Origin of the sequence: Burkholderia sp. Nafp2/4-1b (assembly GCF_003635165.1) — a bacterium.
Classification (GTDB): Bacteria; Pseudomonadota; Gammaproteobacteria; order Burkholderiales; family Burkholderiaceae; genus Burkholderia.
The window spans coordinates 218,285-230,643 of record NZ_ML058599.1; the positions used below are offsets into that span (position 1 = coordinate 218,285).

Consider the following 12,359-nt stretch of genomic DNA (forward strand, 5'->3'; position numbering starts at 1 on the left):
TCACATCACACCGTGCGCAGCTTCGACACGCGCCGGTTCTGCAGCATCACCAGACGTTCCATGTACGCGAGATCCTTCGGCTCGATCGTGAACGCCGCGTGCACCCATTCCTCGGTGATGTCCATCAGCTCGGAACGCGTGAGCTGGAACACGCGCTCGCGTGCGCGCAGCATCGCGCGGATGCCGTTCAGCTTCGGCTTCATCACGTCGATGAAGGTGCGTGTCGCGAGATACGCGTCGCCCGCGTCGAACGTCTCGTCGACGAGCCCGCGATCCTCGTACCACTCTGCCGCATGCGGCTCGCCGGTCGAGATCAGCGATTCCGCGAGCCCGCGGTCCGCCTTGCGCGCGACCAGCGAATAGCCGCCCATGCCCGGGAACAGATTGAACGCGATCTCGGGAAAGCCGAGCTTCACGCCTTTCTGCGCGAGCATGTAGTGGTGCGCTAGGGCAGCCTCGAAGCCGCCGCCCAGCGCGCTGCCCTCGACCATCGCGATCGAGATCGCACCGGTGCCGAAGCCCGTGTAGATCTCGTAGACGCCGTCGATGCACGAACGCGCGTAGGCCATCAGCTGGTCGCGGCGGCCGCTGCGGATCGCGTCGACGAAGAAGCTCAGGTCGCCGCCGACATTGAACAGCTCGGGGACGAGCGAGCCCGTCACCCAGAAGTCGAACCGCAGGCCCGAGTCGCGTGCGACGCGTGCGAGATGGATGATGTCGGTGACGAGCTGCTGGTTGAAGCACGGCCGCGGCTCGGATCTCAGCATCATCCACATGACATTGCGCCCTTCCTCATAGAACGCGGTCAGTTGCGAGAGTTCTCCTGCTTCGTAGAACGGACGGCACGCCGGATGGGATTGGAGTTGCATGGTATGTCCTCGTGAGATGTGGTTTTCCAAAGGCATCGCGGCCGGCGTCGTGGAAAACGTGCCCCCGCACGGCGCCGGCCGCGAGGCATCGCCATTGTTGCGCGCACACTAATGTCGAATTGCGGGGAAAAACGCATGACCGGGACGCGGTCCGCATCGCATGCGGCGCGAATCGTGCGGGCCATGCGAACGACGCGATCGATGTGATCGCCTGGCGGGAGGACGGCGACGGGAAAGGCGTGGCCCGGATCCGTGGTCGCCAACGTTTGCGTATGCGACAACGGCGATCGGACTGCGTGATGGCCGATCGTCCAGGCGCTGAAAGTGATGCCGCACAGTCGGCGGCGTCGCATGGATTGTGCGGACGGGTGCAGCGGCCGCGCGTCGGCCAGCTTTGACGGATCGCACCCGACGCGCCGGGACGAGACCTGCGGACGCTCGACGTACGCGGTGTGATTTCCACCGACGAATTGCCGGGCGCGATCGCGCGACTCGAGCGGGCGATCACGAACGACGCGGCGCGGGAAAGTACGCTCGCGCATTCGACGCAGGCCGCTGCTGCGTCGCTTGACGCTCGCCGGCACGTCACCCACACTGGTCCGAGCGACGGGCGAGGGCTGCGCGGGTGCGTGTGTGGTTTGCGTCGATGCCTGTCCGTCGTGGCCGACCGAACACGAACGCGCGGAGAGCTTCGACGTGGTGCGTTTCCCGTTCCTCCGATTGACCGGCTGCGTGCCGGCGCGCATCGCTGCACTCGCCCGCGTGTCCGCCGCGGTTGCGCTGGCGCTTGCACGGCCCGCGCTCGCCGACACGGGCGACGCCGCGCCCGTCACGCTCGTCAGCGATGTCCACGTATTCGTGCTCCAGCACGACGGTTCGCTCGATGAACACGACGATTCGACCGTGCGCGCGAACGACGCGAACGGGATCGATGCGATCGCGCAGCGCTACGTGTGGTTCGACAAGAACCTGGAGAAGGTCGAGCTGGTCGCCGCCGAGACGATCGATCGCGACGGTGTCGCGCATCCGGTCGGCCCGGAAGGCATCCGCGACGTGCAGGAGCCGCGCTCGGCCGGCGCCCCGACCTTCCAGGACGGGCTGCTGCGCACCGTCGTGTTTCCTGGCGTGGAGGCCGGGTCCAGCACGCGCATCGCGTTCCACAAGTCGCGCACGAGGCCGGTCAACGCCGGTTACTTCGGCTACACCGTCGAACCGTCGCGCGAACCGGTGGAGAACCAGCGGCTGATCTTCGACGTGCCGGCCGACCTGCCGCTGCATGCCGATGCGCACGGCTACGTCGCATTGCCGCCCGTCACCGCGAACGGCCGCACGCGCTACGAGTTCGATTACCGGCACGGCCCGTACGATCGCATCGAGAGCGGCGCGGTCGGTTATCCGACCTACGGCGACCGCCTCGTGGTATCCACGTTGCCCGACTATGCGGCGTTCGCCGCGCGCTACCGCAACGCGGCCGTGGACCCGAGCGCCAACGATCCGGCCGTCGTGCAACTGGCGCGCGCGCTCACGGCCGATAGCGCCGATCCGCATGACAAGGCGCGCATCCTGTACGACTGGGTGCAGGCGAACGTGCGGTACGTCGCGCTCTTTCTCGGCGAGACGGCCGCCGCGCCGCATCGCGTGACGGACATCCTGCGCAATCGCTACGGCGACTGCAAGGACCACGTCGCGCTTTTCGGCGCGTTGCTCGCGGCGATCGGGATCCGCAGCGAACCGGTGCTGATCAATCTCGGCTCCGTCTACACGCTGCCGTCGGTGCCCGGTTACGGCGGCGGTGCGATCAATCACGCGATCACGTGGCTGCCCGATCTCGGCCTCTACGCCGACACGACCACGAGCGGCATCGCGTTCGGCTACCTGCCGCCGATCGTGATGGACCGGCCGGCGCTACTCGTCGATACCGGCGTGCTGTCGCGCACACCGGTTACGCAGCCGAAGCGCCGCACCGCGCGCGTGGCGATCGATGCCGCGCAGCCGGGCGCCGCGCGCGTCCAGGCGCTCGTCGAGGACGACGGCTGGACCGCGGAGCTCGAACGAACGCTGTTTCGGCGTGCGCCGCCCGAGCGCGTGCGGCAGCTCGCGAACGAACGTCTGCGGCAAAGCGGGCTGCGCGGCCGCGCGCAGATCGCGACGAGCGAGCGCCGGGCGACGAACGGGCCGTTCGACGTCACGTATGCGGGCACGCTCGATCACTTCGTGTGGCCCGACGGCACGACGGCGGTGCCGGCGCTGTCGAGCCTCACGGGCGGAATCGCGACGCAGGTCGAAGGCTGGCTCGCCGAGCCCGTGCGCACGCAGCCGTGGGTGTGCATCGGCGGCACGTTCGACGAGACCGGCCAGATCGCGCTGCCGGCCAATGCCGCGGTAACCGACTTGCCGACCGATACGGCCGTGCACGACCGCTTCGTCGACTTCACGTCGCATTACGTGTTCGATCCGAACGCGCACGTCGTGCAGGTTACGCGCAGGATGACGGCGGCGTTCGGCCGGCAGGTCTGCACGCCGGACGAGTTCACGGCGCTGCGCGCGTCGCTCGAACGCATCGAGCGCGACACGCAGGCACAGATCGTCGTGCGGGCACGGCGACGTTGAACGTGGAGCGCGGCATGAACTGTGCTCGGCACGGTCGAATGCGGGCCGACTCGGCCGACGCGCGGGAGAGGAACATGACTGAACGGGAACACGAGATCGCGGAATTGTCGAAGGAATTGCTGGGCCGGATCGTGCAGGGCGCGATGATGAACGGCGCGCCGGTGGATGCGCAACAGTGCGCGGAGCTGGCCGTGCAGTGCGCGACGGCGCTGGTGGACCGGCTCGACGCGCGCAGCGACTGAGCGGAATCGCAGCGACTGAGCGGAAACGTGACGCGGGACGACGGCGGAGCGAAGCCAGCGGGAGCGAAGCGGCGAGAGCGACGCCAGCGGGGATCGACCGGCGTTCGCATCGCGTCGCCTTGTGTCTCGCCTCGCGTCGCGTGTGGCATCGAGCGTTACACGTCAAACCTCGGCATGCGTGTCGCCTTCCGCGCGCACTGCGCCCGGCGGCCGCCCGACCACGCGCTTGAACGCACGGCTGAACGCGGCGAGCGAACCGTAGCCGAGCCGGTACGCGACGGCTTCGATCGTCTCGCGGTCGCGCGCGATCCACTGCGCGGCGAGCCGCATCCGCAGCTCGGTCAGGTAGCGCACCGGGGTCATCCCGGTTGCTGCCAGAAAGCGTTCCGCGAACACCGAGCGCGACACGCCCGCTTCCGCGGCGAGCTCCGCGACGCTCCAGTTGCGCCCCGGCTCGCGATGCAGCGCGACGATCGCGCGGCCGAGCTTCGGTTCGCGCAGCGCCTGCACCCAGCCCGTCGCGTCGCCGCACCCGCACTCGACCCAGCCGCGCACGATGAACGCGGCGACCACGTCCGCGAGCCGCGCGAGGATGCCCGCGAAGCCCGCGCGTTCCGAGCACGATTCGCGCTCCATCGCGTCGAGCATCGGGCGGATTTCCGGGTAGCGCGCGAGCAGCGTGCCGACGTGCATGAACGCCGGCATCGTGCCGACGAGCGGCTGCATGCCGCCGAGATCGAGCTCCATGCAGGCGCTGAAGATCAGCGCGTCGCCGGCGGCCGGCTCCGCCGCCGCGCACGATGGCGCGCCGACCGCCGCGACCGTATCGCAGATCTTCGCGACCTCGAACCCGCCGATCTCCCGGCACGGCGCATCCGGATCGGACACCAGCGCGTGCGTGCGGCCGTGCGGCAGCAGGATCGCGTCGCCGGCCTCGAGTCGGACCGTCGTGCCGTCCGCGTCGCGCAGCAGCACGGGCCCGCGCCCGACGAAATGGAACTGCGCGCGGCCCGGCGCATGGCCGAAACTCAGCCCGAACGGCCGTGGCACCTGGATCCGGCGGTACTGCACGCCGCTCAGGCGCATGCCCAGCAGCAATTCGCTGACGAGGTCGTGCACGTCGGGAACGGGAGGAAGCAGGGGTTCGGACATATTGAGATTCGGACGATCGATCAATAAGAGCGGATTGTATGTCATAGACCGTCCTGCTGTCGGTCCTTACGATAGGCCGTCATCAGTATTTTCCCTATCCGACTCGGAACGACGCATGAATCCCGGAATCTCCTCTGCCGCCACCACGGCGGCTCCCCGCGAACCGGCCTGGGGCGCCGTCTTCGCGATGACGCTCGGCGTGTTCGGCCTCGTCACCGCTGAATTCCTGCCCGCAAGCCTGCTCACGCCGATGGCCGACAGCCTCGGCGTGACCGAAGGCGTGGCCGGCCAGGCCGTCACGGCCACCGCGACGGTCGCGCTCGTCACGAGCCTGTTGATCTCGGCGCTCACGCGCACGATCGACCGGCGCCGCGTGCTGCTCGCGTTCTCGGTGCTGCTCGTCGCATCGAATCTCGCCGTCGCGTTCGCGCCCAACCTGGCGCTGCTGCTGATCGGCCGCGTGGTGCTGGGCGTCGCGCTCGGCGGCTTCTGGACGATGGCGACGGCGACCGCGATGCGGCTCGTGCCGACCGCGATGGTGCCGCGCGCGCTGTCGATCATCTTCAGCGGCGTGGCGGTCGCGACGATCGCGTCCGCGCCGATGGGCAGCTACTTCGGGCACCTGATCGGCTGGCGCAACGTGTTCCTGATCGCGGCCGGACTCGGCGGCATCGCGTTCGTGTCGCAGGTCATCACGCTGCCGTCGATGCCGCCGAGCGGCACGACGCGGCTGCGCACGCTCGTCGACGTGCTGCGCCGGCCGACCGTCGGCCCCGGGATGTTCGCGACGATCCTCGTGTTCACCGGGCATTTCGCGTTCTTCACGTATCTGCGGCCGTTCCTCGAACAGGTCGCGGGCGTCGGCGTGAACGGGCTGTCGGCGATCCTGCTCGGCTACGGGATCGCGAACTTCGTCGGCACGTCGCTCGCGGGCCGCGTGCTCGAACACCGGCTGCGGCCGATGCTGATCGGGATGCCGGCGCTGATGGTCGTGCTCGGCATCGCGCTCGTCGTGCTGGGCCGCGCGCCGATGCTCGATGCAGTGCTCGTCGCGTTGTGGGGGATGGCGTTCGGCGGCGTGCCGGTCGCGTGGTCGACGTGGGTCACGCGCACCGTGCCCGATGAAGCCGAAAGCGCGGGCGGGCTGATCGTCGCGGCGATTCAACTGGCCATCGCGACGGGCGCGGCGGCGGGCGGCGTCGTGTTCGACGCGAACGGCGCGGGCGGCGTGTTCCTGGGTGCGGCTGCGGTGCTGGCCGTCGCGGTCGCGACGATCGTGACGGGCGTGCCGAAGCGGGTCGGCGGAGCGGCGGCGCTGGCCGAGTGAGGCGCGGCGCGCGGGCCGGCCGACATACCTCGGCCTGCCATGCGATACACCGCGCAGCCGGCAGCGGTGTGGATTCCTGAGGGTTTTGGCGCGGGCACGTTGCATTCATGCTGCGTGCCCGCGTTTTGCATCATGCGCCCTTCATCGGTTGATCAGGCGCCGTGCTTCACCACCGCCGCGAGCGCCTTCATTGCCTGCAGGTAAGGGTACGGTCCGTGGCTGATGCGGGCCACGCCGTAGTCGGCGAGTTCGGCCAGCGTCGGCGTTTCCGACACGCGCATGATGTTCACGGGCAGCGGCGACGCGGCCGTCAGCGCGCGAATCAGCGCCGGCGAGCGCAGGCCGGGCACGAACAGGCCGTCGGCGCCGGCCGCCGCGTAAGCGCGTGCGCGGGTCAGCACGTCGTCGAGCAGCCGCTCGTCGTGCGTGTCGGCCGCGGCCTTGAAGAACACGTCGGTGCGCGCGTTGATGAAGTAGCCGATTTCCGCGCGATCGGCCGCCTGCCGGGCCGCCGCGAGACGCGCGGCCGCGTCGTCGACCGCGCGCAATTCGCCCGTCGCCGGAAAACTGTCCTCGAGGTTGCAGCCGATCGCGCCGGCTTCGATGCTGCGCGCGATCGTGTCGGCGACATCCTCCAGCCGCTCGCCATAGCCGCTTTCCAGATCGACGGTGACGGGCAGGTCGGTCGCCTGCGCGATCCGCGCGAGCACTTCCATCACCAGCGCCTTCGGCATCTGCTCGCCGTCGACGAAACCGTTCGCGACCGCGACCGACCAACTGCCGGTCGCCAGCGCGACACCGCCCGCATCCGCCACCGTGCGCGCGCTGCCTGCGTCCCACACGTTGAACAGCGCGAGCGGCTGTCCCGCACGGTGAAGCGAACGGAAATACGCGGCTTTTTCCTTGTTATTGCTGCTCATGCTCGTCCCTCCGGTTGAAATTCGAATCGGTAGTCTTGCTGAACGATACGTCGATCGTGTCGAGCGCCGCGAGGAAATCGCGCGCGTCGAACAGTTCGCCGAGGCTGCGCACGCCGCCTGACGTCAACGTCCTGCCGCTCAGCAGGCGCACCGTCGCCTCGACGATGATCGGCGCGCTGACCGCATAGATGTCGCGCCCCGATGCGGTCGCGCGATGCGTGACGCCGTTCTGCGCGACGACGACGTCCATCGCGAACTGCTGCGCCGAGCGGCCGAGCCCATCGACCGGTTGCGGCGGCGGCGTGCCGGCATCGCGTAACTCGCGCAGCGCGAGCGTCGCGAGCCAGGACTCGATCGTATCGATGCGCAGATGATGCGTCAGCGTCATCACTTCGGAAAACGGCAGCAGCGTCACGTCGACGTTGCCGAGCGGCGCCGGGAACGGCCACGTGCGTTCGCGTGCGCTCGACGGCACCGCGGTCGGCTTGCCGTCCTTCTGAATCAGCCGGACCGCATGATTGCGCTCGCCGGTCACGCGCGTGCCGCGGGTCGGATGCCAGCTGTCGAGGCCCGTCGCGACGTCGACGCGTTCGACCGGCTCGCGCGGGTCGACGACGGCCGTGACGAGCAGGTCGGCCAGCCCGCCGTAGAACGCGGCGGCCGGCACGAGCGTCACGCCGGCGGCGCGCGCGCGGGCGTCGCGCTGGTCGGTCAGCGCCTGGACCGACGGCTGCTCGGCCGTCAGGTCGAGATACGGGATGCCGGCCCGCACCGCCGCGTCGGCGAGCGGCAGCGTGGTATCGAGGTACGGCCCCGCGCAGTTGATCACCGCGTGCGCGCCGCGCAATGCGGCGTCGAGCGCGGCCGGATCGTCGACCGATGCGACGTGCCACCGCGCCGCGTCGTCGCCGCCTTGCGCAAGCCGGGCCGCATCACGCCCGATGCGGATCGCGCCGAGGCCGCGCCGTTCCAGCTCAGCCAGGACAAACCGCCCGGTGTGACCCGTGGCGCCATACACCGCAACCGTCATTTGACCGTCCATGATCCACTCCGATACAGAACGGTCTGTTTTATAGTACAGACCTGTATCGTCGTCAACCTCGCGGTGCTATCATCGAAGCCACTTTGCAGGACAGGCGGCCCTCGATGGCCGGGCATCGATGAAAAAGGGAACAGATACGAACGGGAGCGCGCTGGATACGCGCGAACGCATTCTGCAGACGGCGAGCGCGCTGTTCTATCGGGAGGGTACGCGGGCGGTCGGCGTGGATCTGATCGTCGCGCAGGCAGGCGTGGCAAAAACGAGCCTGTACCGGCACTTCGCGACGAAGGACGACCTGATCGAGGCGTTCCTGTTGCGCGAGGATGCGGATTTCTGGGCGCACTGGGACGCGGTGGCCGCGCAATACCGGCGCACGCCGCGCGAGGAACTCGACGCGCAGTTGCAGTGGATCGGCGAGCGCATCGAGCGCCCCGGTTATCGCGGCTGTCCGCAGATCAACATCGCCGCCGAATACGCGGACGGCAATCATCCGGCCCGCAAGGTCGCCGTCGCGCACAAGCAGGAGATGCGGCGCCGGCTCACGGAGCTCGCCGCCGCGATGCGGATCGACGAGCCGGAAACCTATGCGTTGCGGCTCGCGACCGTGATCGACGGCGCGCTCAGCAGCGGGCAGGCGCTGCACGCGCACGGCCCCGCACGCTTCCTGCAGGAGTTCGCGCAACTGCTGATGCCGAAGAAGGGCCGCAAGTGAATCGTGGGCCGAGCCGCTTCACCGGCGCGTAGCCGGATCTTCCGACAGCGCGCGCAACTGGCCGCGCAACACGTCGACTTCGCCCGCCGCGAACGGCCGTTCGATCTCGGCGTGCGTCTGCTGCCACAGCGGAAACGCTTCGGCGAGCAACTGATGGCCGGCCGGCGTGAGTTCGAGCAGGCGGCTGCGCTTGTCGTCCGGATCCTGCGCGATGGTGACGAGCCCGCGCCGCTCGAGCGGCTTCAGCGCGGCGGTGAGCGTGGTGCGGTCCATCGCGAGCAGCGACGCGACCGATTTCATCGCGGCCGGCTGCGGCCGGTTCAGCGACATCAATAGCGAAAACTGGCCGTTGGTGAGATCCAGCGGACGCAGCACATCGTCGAAGATGCGCGCGAGATTGCGCGCCGCGCGCTGCATGTGCAGGCACAGGCAGCAATCGCGCACCATCAGCGTCGTTTCGAAGGGGAGCTTTTCTTTGCGTGCCATGTTGCAATTGTGTTGATATCAACCTATCGTGTCAAGGGCGGGGAACGGCACCCGTCGTTCCCGCCATCGGACGGAGGAAGCATGAGTGCTCAACAGCAGTTGTATCTCGCGGTATTCCTCGGCAGCAAGGACAGCCCGGCCATGAAGGCATGGATGGCGCTGCCGGAGGACGAGCGGCGCACGCGGGAGCGCGACGGGATCGCCGCTTGGCATGCGTGGGTCGAACGCCATCGCGACGCGATCGTCGAACTCGGCGGCCCGCTCGGCAAGACCAAGACGATCGGCAAGGGCGGCGTGACGGACACCGCCAATGCGATGAGCGGCTTTACCGTCGTGCGCGCGGCATCGCACGACGCGGCCGCCGCGCTGTTCGAAGGCCATCCGCATTTCACGCTGTTCCCGGGCGAGACAATCGACGTGATGCCGGTGCTCGCGGTGCCCGGCATGTGAACGACGACACGCGTTGCGCGCGCGGCGGAAGCGGCCGGGATGGCCGAGGCAGTCGCCGCATTCGAAGCGATTGCTCGGCCGTCGCCTGCGTGCGGCGCTGTTCCCCGACATCTTCGCTGGAGACATTGCGATGAAACTTTACGGATTCGCCGGCACGCGCTCGCAACGCGCGCTGTGGGGGCTCAAGGAACTGGATGCGGATTTCGAGTTCGTGTCGGTCAACCTGCTGGCGGGCGAGCACAAGCGGCCCGAATTCCTGAAAATCAATCAGGTCGGCAAGGTGCCCGTGCTGGTGGACGGCGATCTCGTGATTCCGGAGTCGGCCGCGATCGTGCTGTATCTCGCGGACAAGTATCCGGAGAAGGCGCTGCTGCCCGTCGACCTGGCGCTGCGTGCGCAGGCGTACCGGTGGGTGATGTTCGCGGTGACGGAGCTCGAGCAGCCGCTGTGGCGCATCACGCGGCATACGTTCCTCTATCCGCCGGAGAAGCGGCTGCCTGCCGATATCGAACTCGCGCGCGAGGATTTCAAGGCGATGGCCGTGATTCTCGAACGGCATCTCGAAGGGCGTGAATTCATCGTCGGCGACACGCTGACGGTGGCCGATTGCGTGACCGCGTATCTGGTCGACTGGGCCGGCGAGTGCCACCTGCTCGATGCGTTCCCGCAATTGCAGGCGTATCTCGAGCGGCTGTATGCACGGCCGAAGGCGCCGCAACGGATCGCGGACGCACGCAAGGCGGCGTGAGTCGGCGGTCGATCGCGCGATTGCGCGTGTTAGCCGGCTTGCGGCTACGACGCCTCGACAGGCCCACCGAGCGCACGGCACAGCATCGACAAGTCGCGCACGGTCAGATGCGGGGACGGGGCACGATGCGCAGCGTGCTCGGTTTCCGGCCGTTCGTGGCGCACGACCCACGCGGCTTGCAGCCCCGCATTCAGTGCACCGACGACATCGAGGTGGAAGTCGTCGCCGACGTGCAGCAGTTCCGCCGCCCGCACGCCAAGCGTCGCGGCGGCCGCATGAAAGATTTCCGGCTCGGGTTTCGCGAATCCGAACGACCGCGCACTGAGCGTCTCGCGGAAGAACTCGCCGCCGCCGGTCAAGCGAAGATCCGCGTTGCCGTTCGTCACCGCGATCAGCGGAAACCTTGCGCTCAACCATGCGAGCGCGGGCAGCGCATCGTCGAAGAACTCGACCTGATTCCGCGCGGCGTAGAACGCGTCATAGGCGCGCTCGGTCAGCGTGACGTCTTCGTTCGCGCGTTCCAGTGCAAGCCGGATCGATCCGATGCGCAGCGCACGATAGTCGCTGGCGAGATCCGGCCGCGAGCGTTCGTATTCGTCGCGCAAGTCGCTGAGCGCTTGCGACGTGGGCAGCACGCTCGCGGTATTGGGTGCGTGTGCGATCAGCCACGCATGCAGCGACGCCTCGGCGCGCGCGACGGAAGGGCCGAACGGCCAGAGCGTGTCGTCGAGGTCGAACGAGATGGCGCAAACGTGGGTCAGGGGCATGGCGACGGAAGATACCACGCGGCTGCCGTTCACCACGGCCACGCGATCGAGCGCCCCGTGCCGTTATCGGCGGCCAGCCGATACAGAAAACGCGCAACGGTCAGGTCCTGCAGCGCGAGGCCCGTCATGTCGAACACGGTGATCTCGCTCGACGTGCGATCGACCGCCACGGTGCCGGCGAGCACGTCGCCGATTTCGGTGCGCGGCAGATCGGGCGCCCATTGGCACTCGCCGATGCTGCGCGCCTGCTCGTGGTCGTCGACGAAGATGCGCGCACGCTGCAGCACGCCTTCGGGCAATTCGCGCTTGCCCGCCGTGTCGGCTCCGACGCAGGTCAGGTGCGTGCCCGGCTGAACGGCGTCCGCATCGAACAGCGGGCCGCCGCCGGGTGTCGCCGTGATGACGACGTCGCTATGGGCCACCGCATCGTTCTTGTCCCGTGCGACGCGAATGTCGCAGCGGTCGCGGAATGCCGCTTCGAATACCGGATCCGGCTCGCCGCGGACGTTCACGTACTGCACAGTGCATCGCTGCGGCAGCAGCCTGATCGCATAGTCGAGCTGCACGCGCGCCTGCACGCCGGTGCCGAACACGCAGACGCGCGTGCTGTCGTGGCGCGCGAGCGCCTGCAACCCGAGGCCGCCGGCCGCGCCGGTGCGGGCGGTGGTGATCGCGTTGCCGTCCATGATGCAGAGCGGGCGGCCGGTGGCCGGGTCGAACAACGCGATCGTCGCCTGATGCGGCTCGCCGCCCCGAGTCCGATTACCGGGCCAGAACCCGGCCGCCTTGAAACCGAGCAGGTCCTGGCTCCCGACGTCGCCCGACTTGATGCCGAACACGCCGCCCGTATGCAGCTTCTCGCGCACGACCGGGAACACGCGGCCGGCGCGTTCGCTGTGCAGCACGAAGGCTTCGCGCACGGCCGCCATCACCTGCTCGGCTCGAAGGGCCGGCTCGACGACATCGCGGTCGAGCAGAAGGAGTTGGGCGTCTGTCGGCATGGTGGGCGAGCCTGTAGAGGTTATAGAGGGGCA

13 protein-coding genes and 1 pseudogene are annotated in these 12,359 nt (G+C 68.6%); 7 read left to right on the plus strand and 7 right to left on the minus strand.

The features are described 5' to 3' along the window. Positions 1-5 precede the first annotated feature (5 nt). Complete coding sequence (locus tag C7H84_RS07510) at positions 6-869, minus strand: crotonase/enoyl-CoA hydratase family protein (RefSeq protein ID WP_121858204.1); 864 nt, start codon at positions 867-869, stop codon at positions 6-8. 431 nt (positions 870-1,300) lie between these two features. Here C7H84_RS07510 and C7H84_RS37090 point away from each other — a divergent pair. The 3 genes and pseudogenes from C7H84_RS37090 to C7H84_RS07525 all read left to right on the plus strand — a co-directional run. Beyond that, positions 1,301-1,423, plus strand: a pseudogene (locus C7H84_RS37090) (DUF1840 family protein); the annotation flags it as partial. Between the two features lie 142 nt (positions 1,424-1,565). Next, the gene (locus C7H84_RS07520) at positions 1,566-3,479 is read left to right on the plus strand and encodes a DUF3857 and transglutaminase domain-containing protein (protein WP_121858304.1); all 1,914 of its coding nucleotides are present in this window, start codon (positions 1,566-1,568) and stop codon (positions 3,477-3,479) included. A 74-nt stretch (positions 3,480-3,553) separates the two neighbouring features. Beyond that, positions 3,554-3,721 (plus strand): hypothetical protein, encoded by a 168-nt coding sequence (locus C7H84_RS07525; protein WP_162999231.1) that lies wholly within the window; start codon positions 3,554-3,556, stop codon positions 3,719-3,721. A gap of 162 nt (positions 3,722-3,883) precedes the next feature. On the opposite strand, the gene C7H84_RS07530 is transcribed toward C7H84_RS07525, so the two are convergent. Further along, entirely contained in the window at positions 3,884-4,918 is a 1,035-nt protein-coding gene (locus tag C7H84_RS07530; RefSeq protein ID WP_121858206.1) for an AraC family transcriptional regulator, read from the minus strand. A gap of 70 nt (positions 4,919-4,988) precedes the next feature. On the opposite strand from C7H84_RS07530, the gene C7H84_RS07535 reads away from it, so the two are divergent. Then, positions 4,989-6,200 carry an MFS transporter gene (locus tag C7H84_RS07535; protein ID WP_121858207.1) on the plus strand — a complete coding sequence of 404 codons (1,212 nt, stop codon included), beginning with the start codon at positions 4,989-4,991 and terminating at the stop codon, positions 6,198-6,200. A gap of 152 nt (positions 6,201-6,352) precedes the next feature. Here the strand turns inward: C7H84_RS07535 and C7H84_RS07540 are convergent, their stop codons facing one another. Both C7H84_RS07540 and C7H84_RS07545 read right to left on the minus strand, forming a co-directional pair. Continuing rightward, complete coding sequence (locus C7H84_RS07540) at positions 6,353-7,120, minus strand: isocitrate lyase/phosphoenolpyruvate mutase family protein (protein ID WP_121858208.1); 768 nt, start codon at positions 7,118-7,120, stop codon at positions 6,353-6,355. Further along, positions 7,107-8,162, minus strand: coding sequence for a saccharopine dehydrogenase NADP-binding domain-containing protein (locus C7H84_RS07545; RefSeq protein WP_121858209.1), 1,056 nt, complete (start codon positions 8,160-8,162; stop codon positions 7,107-7,109). Before C7H84_RS07545 ends, C7H84_RS07540 begins: the two co-directional genes overlap by 14 nt. A gap of 118 nt (positions 8,163-8,280) precedes the next feature. Here C7H84_RS07545 and C7H84_RS07550 point away from each other — a divergent pair, with 118 nt between their 5' ends. After that, positions 8,281-8,874, plus strand: a complete 594-nt coding sequence (locus tag C7H84_RS07550; RefSeq protein WP_121858210.1) for a TetR/AcrR family transcriptional regulator — start codon at positions 8,281-8,283, stop codon at positions 8,872-8,874. Positions 8,875-8,892: 18 nt separating this feature from the next. Here C7H84_RS07550 and C7H84_RS07555 read toward each other — a convergent pair whose 3' ends face one another. Continuing rightward, positions 8,893-9,360 carry a MarR family transcriptional regulator gene (locus C7H84_RS07555; RefSeq protein ID WP_121858211.1) on the minus strand — a complete coding sequence of 156 codons (468 nt, stop codon included), beginning with the start codon at positions 9,358-9,360 and terminating at the stop codon, positions 8,893-8,895. A gap of 81 nt (positions 9,361-9,441) precedes the next feature. Between C7H84_RS07555 and C7H84_RS07560 the strand changes: the two genes are divergently transcribed. Together C7H84_RS07560 and C7H84_RS07565 are read left to right on the plus strand one after the other, a co-directional pair. Next, positions 9,442-9,810: a hypothetical protein gene (locus C7H84_RS07560; protein ID WP_121858212.1), complete on the plus strand. Its 369-nt coding sequence runs from the start codon at positions 9,442-9,444 to the stop codon at positions 9,808-9,810. Between the two features lie 130 nt (positions 9,811-9,940). After that, on the plus strand, positions 9,941-10,558 hold the full coding sequence (locus tag C7H84_RS07565) for a glutathione S-transferase family protein (RefSeq protein WP_121858305.1): 618 nt from the start codon (positions 9,941-9,943) through the stop codon (positions 10,556-10,558). A 44-nt stretch (positions 10,559-10,602) separates the two neighbouring features. Here C7H84_RS07565 and C7H84_RS07570 read toward each other — a convergent pair whose 3' ends face one another. Together C7H84_RS07570 and C7H84_RS07575 are read right to left on the minus strand one after the other, a co-directional pair. Next, positions 10,603-11,325 (minus strand): HAD-IA family hydrolase, encoded by a 723-nt coding sequence (locus tag C7H84_RS07570; RefSeq protein ID WP_121858306.1) that lies wholly within the window; start codon positions 11,323-11,325, stop codon positions 10,603-10,605. 29 nt (positions 11,326-11,354) lie between these two features. Further along, complete coding sequence (locus C7H84_RS07575; RefSeq protein WP_121858213.1) at positions 11,355-12,326, minus strand: ornithine cyclodeaminase family protein; 972 nt, start codon at positions 12,324-12,326, stop codon at positions 11,355-11,357. Between the last annotated feature and the right edge of the window lie 33 nt (positions 12,327-12,359).

Bases quoted from the DNA above. Each gene is read 5' to 3' on its own strand.
- C7H84_RS07535 (WP_121858207.1), top strand. From the start codon at position 4,989: ATGAATCCCGGAATCTCCTCTGCCGCCACCACGGCGGCTCCCCGCGAA.
- C7H84_RS07565 (WP_121858305.1), top strand. From the start codon at position 9,941: ATGAAACTTTACGGATTCGCCGGCACGCGCTCGCAACGCGCGCTGTGG.
- C7H84_RS07510 (WP_121858204.1), bottom strand. From the start codon at position 869: ATGCAACTCCAATCCCATCCGGCGTGCCGTCCGTTCTACGAAGCAGGA.
- C7H84_RS07540 (WP_121858208.1), bottom strand. From the start codon at position 7,120: ATGAGCAGCAATAACAAGGAAAAAGCCGCGTATTTCCGTTCGCTTCAC.
- C7H84_RS07550 (WP_121858210.1), top strand. From the start codon at position 8,281: ATGAAAAAGGGAACAGATACGAACGGGAGCGCGCTGGATACGCGCGAA.
- C7H84_RS07570 (WP_121858306.1), bottom strand. From the start codon at position 11,325: ATGCCCCTGACCCACGTTTGCGCCATCTCGTTCGACCTCGACGACACG.
- C7H84_RS07555 (WP_121858211.1), bottom strand. From the start codon at position 9,360: ATGGCACGCAAAGAAAAGCTCCCCTTCGAAACGACGCTGATGGTGCGC.
- C7H84_RS07525 (WP_162999231.1), top strand. From the start codon at position 3,554: ATGACTGAACGGGAACACGAGATCGCGGAATTGTCGAAGGAATTGCTG.
- C7H84_RS07530 (WP_121858206.1), bottom strand. From the start codon at position 4,918: ATGACATACAATCCGCTCTTATTGATCGATCGTCCGAATCTCAATATG.
- C7H84_RS07545 (WP_121858209.1), bottom strand. From the start codon at position 8,162: ATGGACGGTCAAATGACGGTTGCGGTGTATGGCGCCACGGGTCACACC.
- C7H84_RS07575 (WP_121858213.1), bottom strand. From the start codon at position 12,326: ATGCCGACAGACGCCCAACTCCTTCTGCTCGACCGCGATGTCGTCGAG.
- C7H84_RS07560 (WP_121858212.1), top strand. From the start codon at position 9,442: ATGAGTGCTCAACAGCAGTTGTATCTCGCGGTATTCCTCGGCAGCAAG.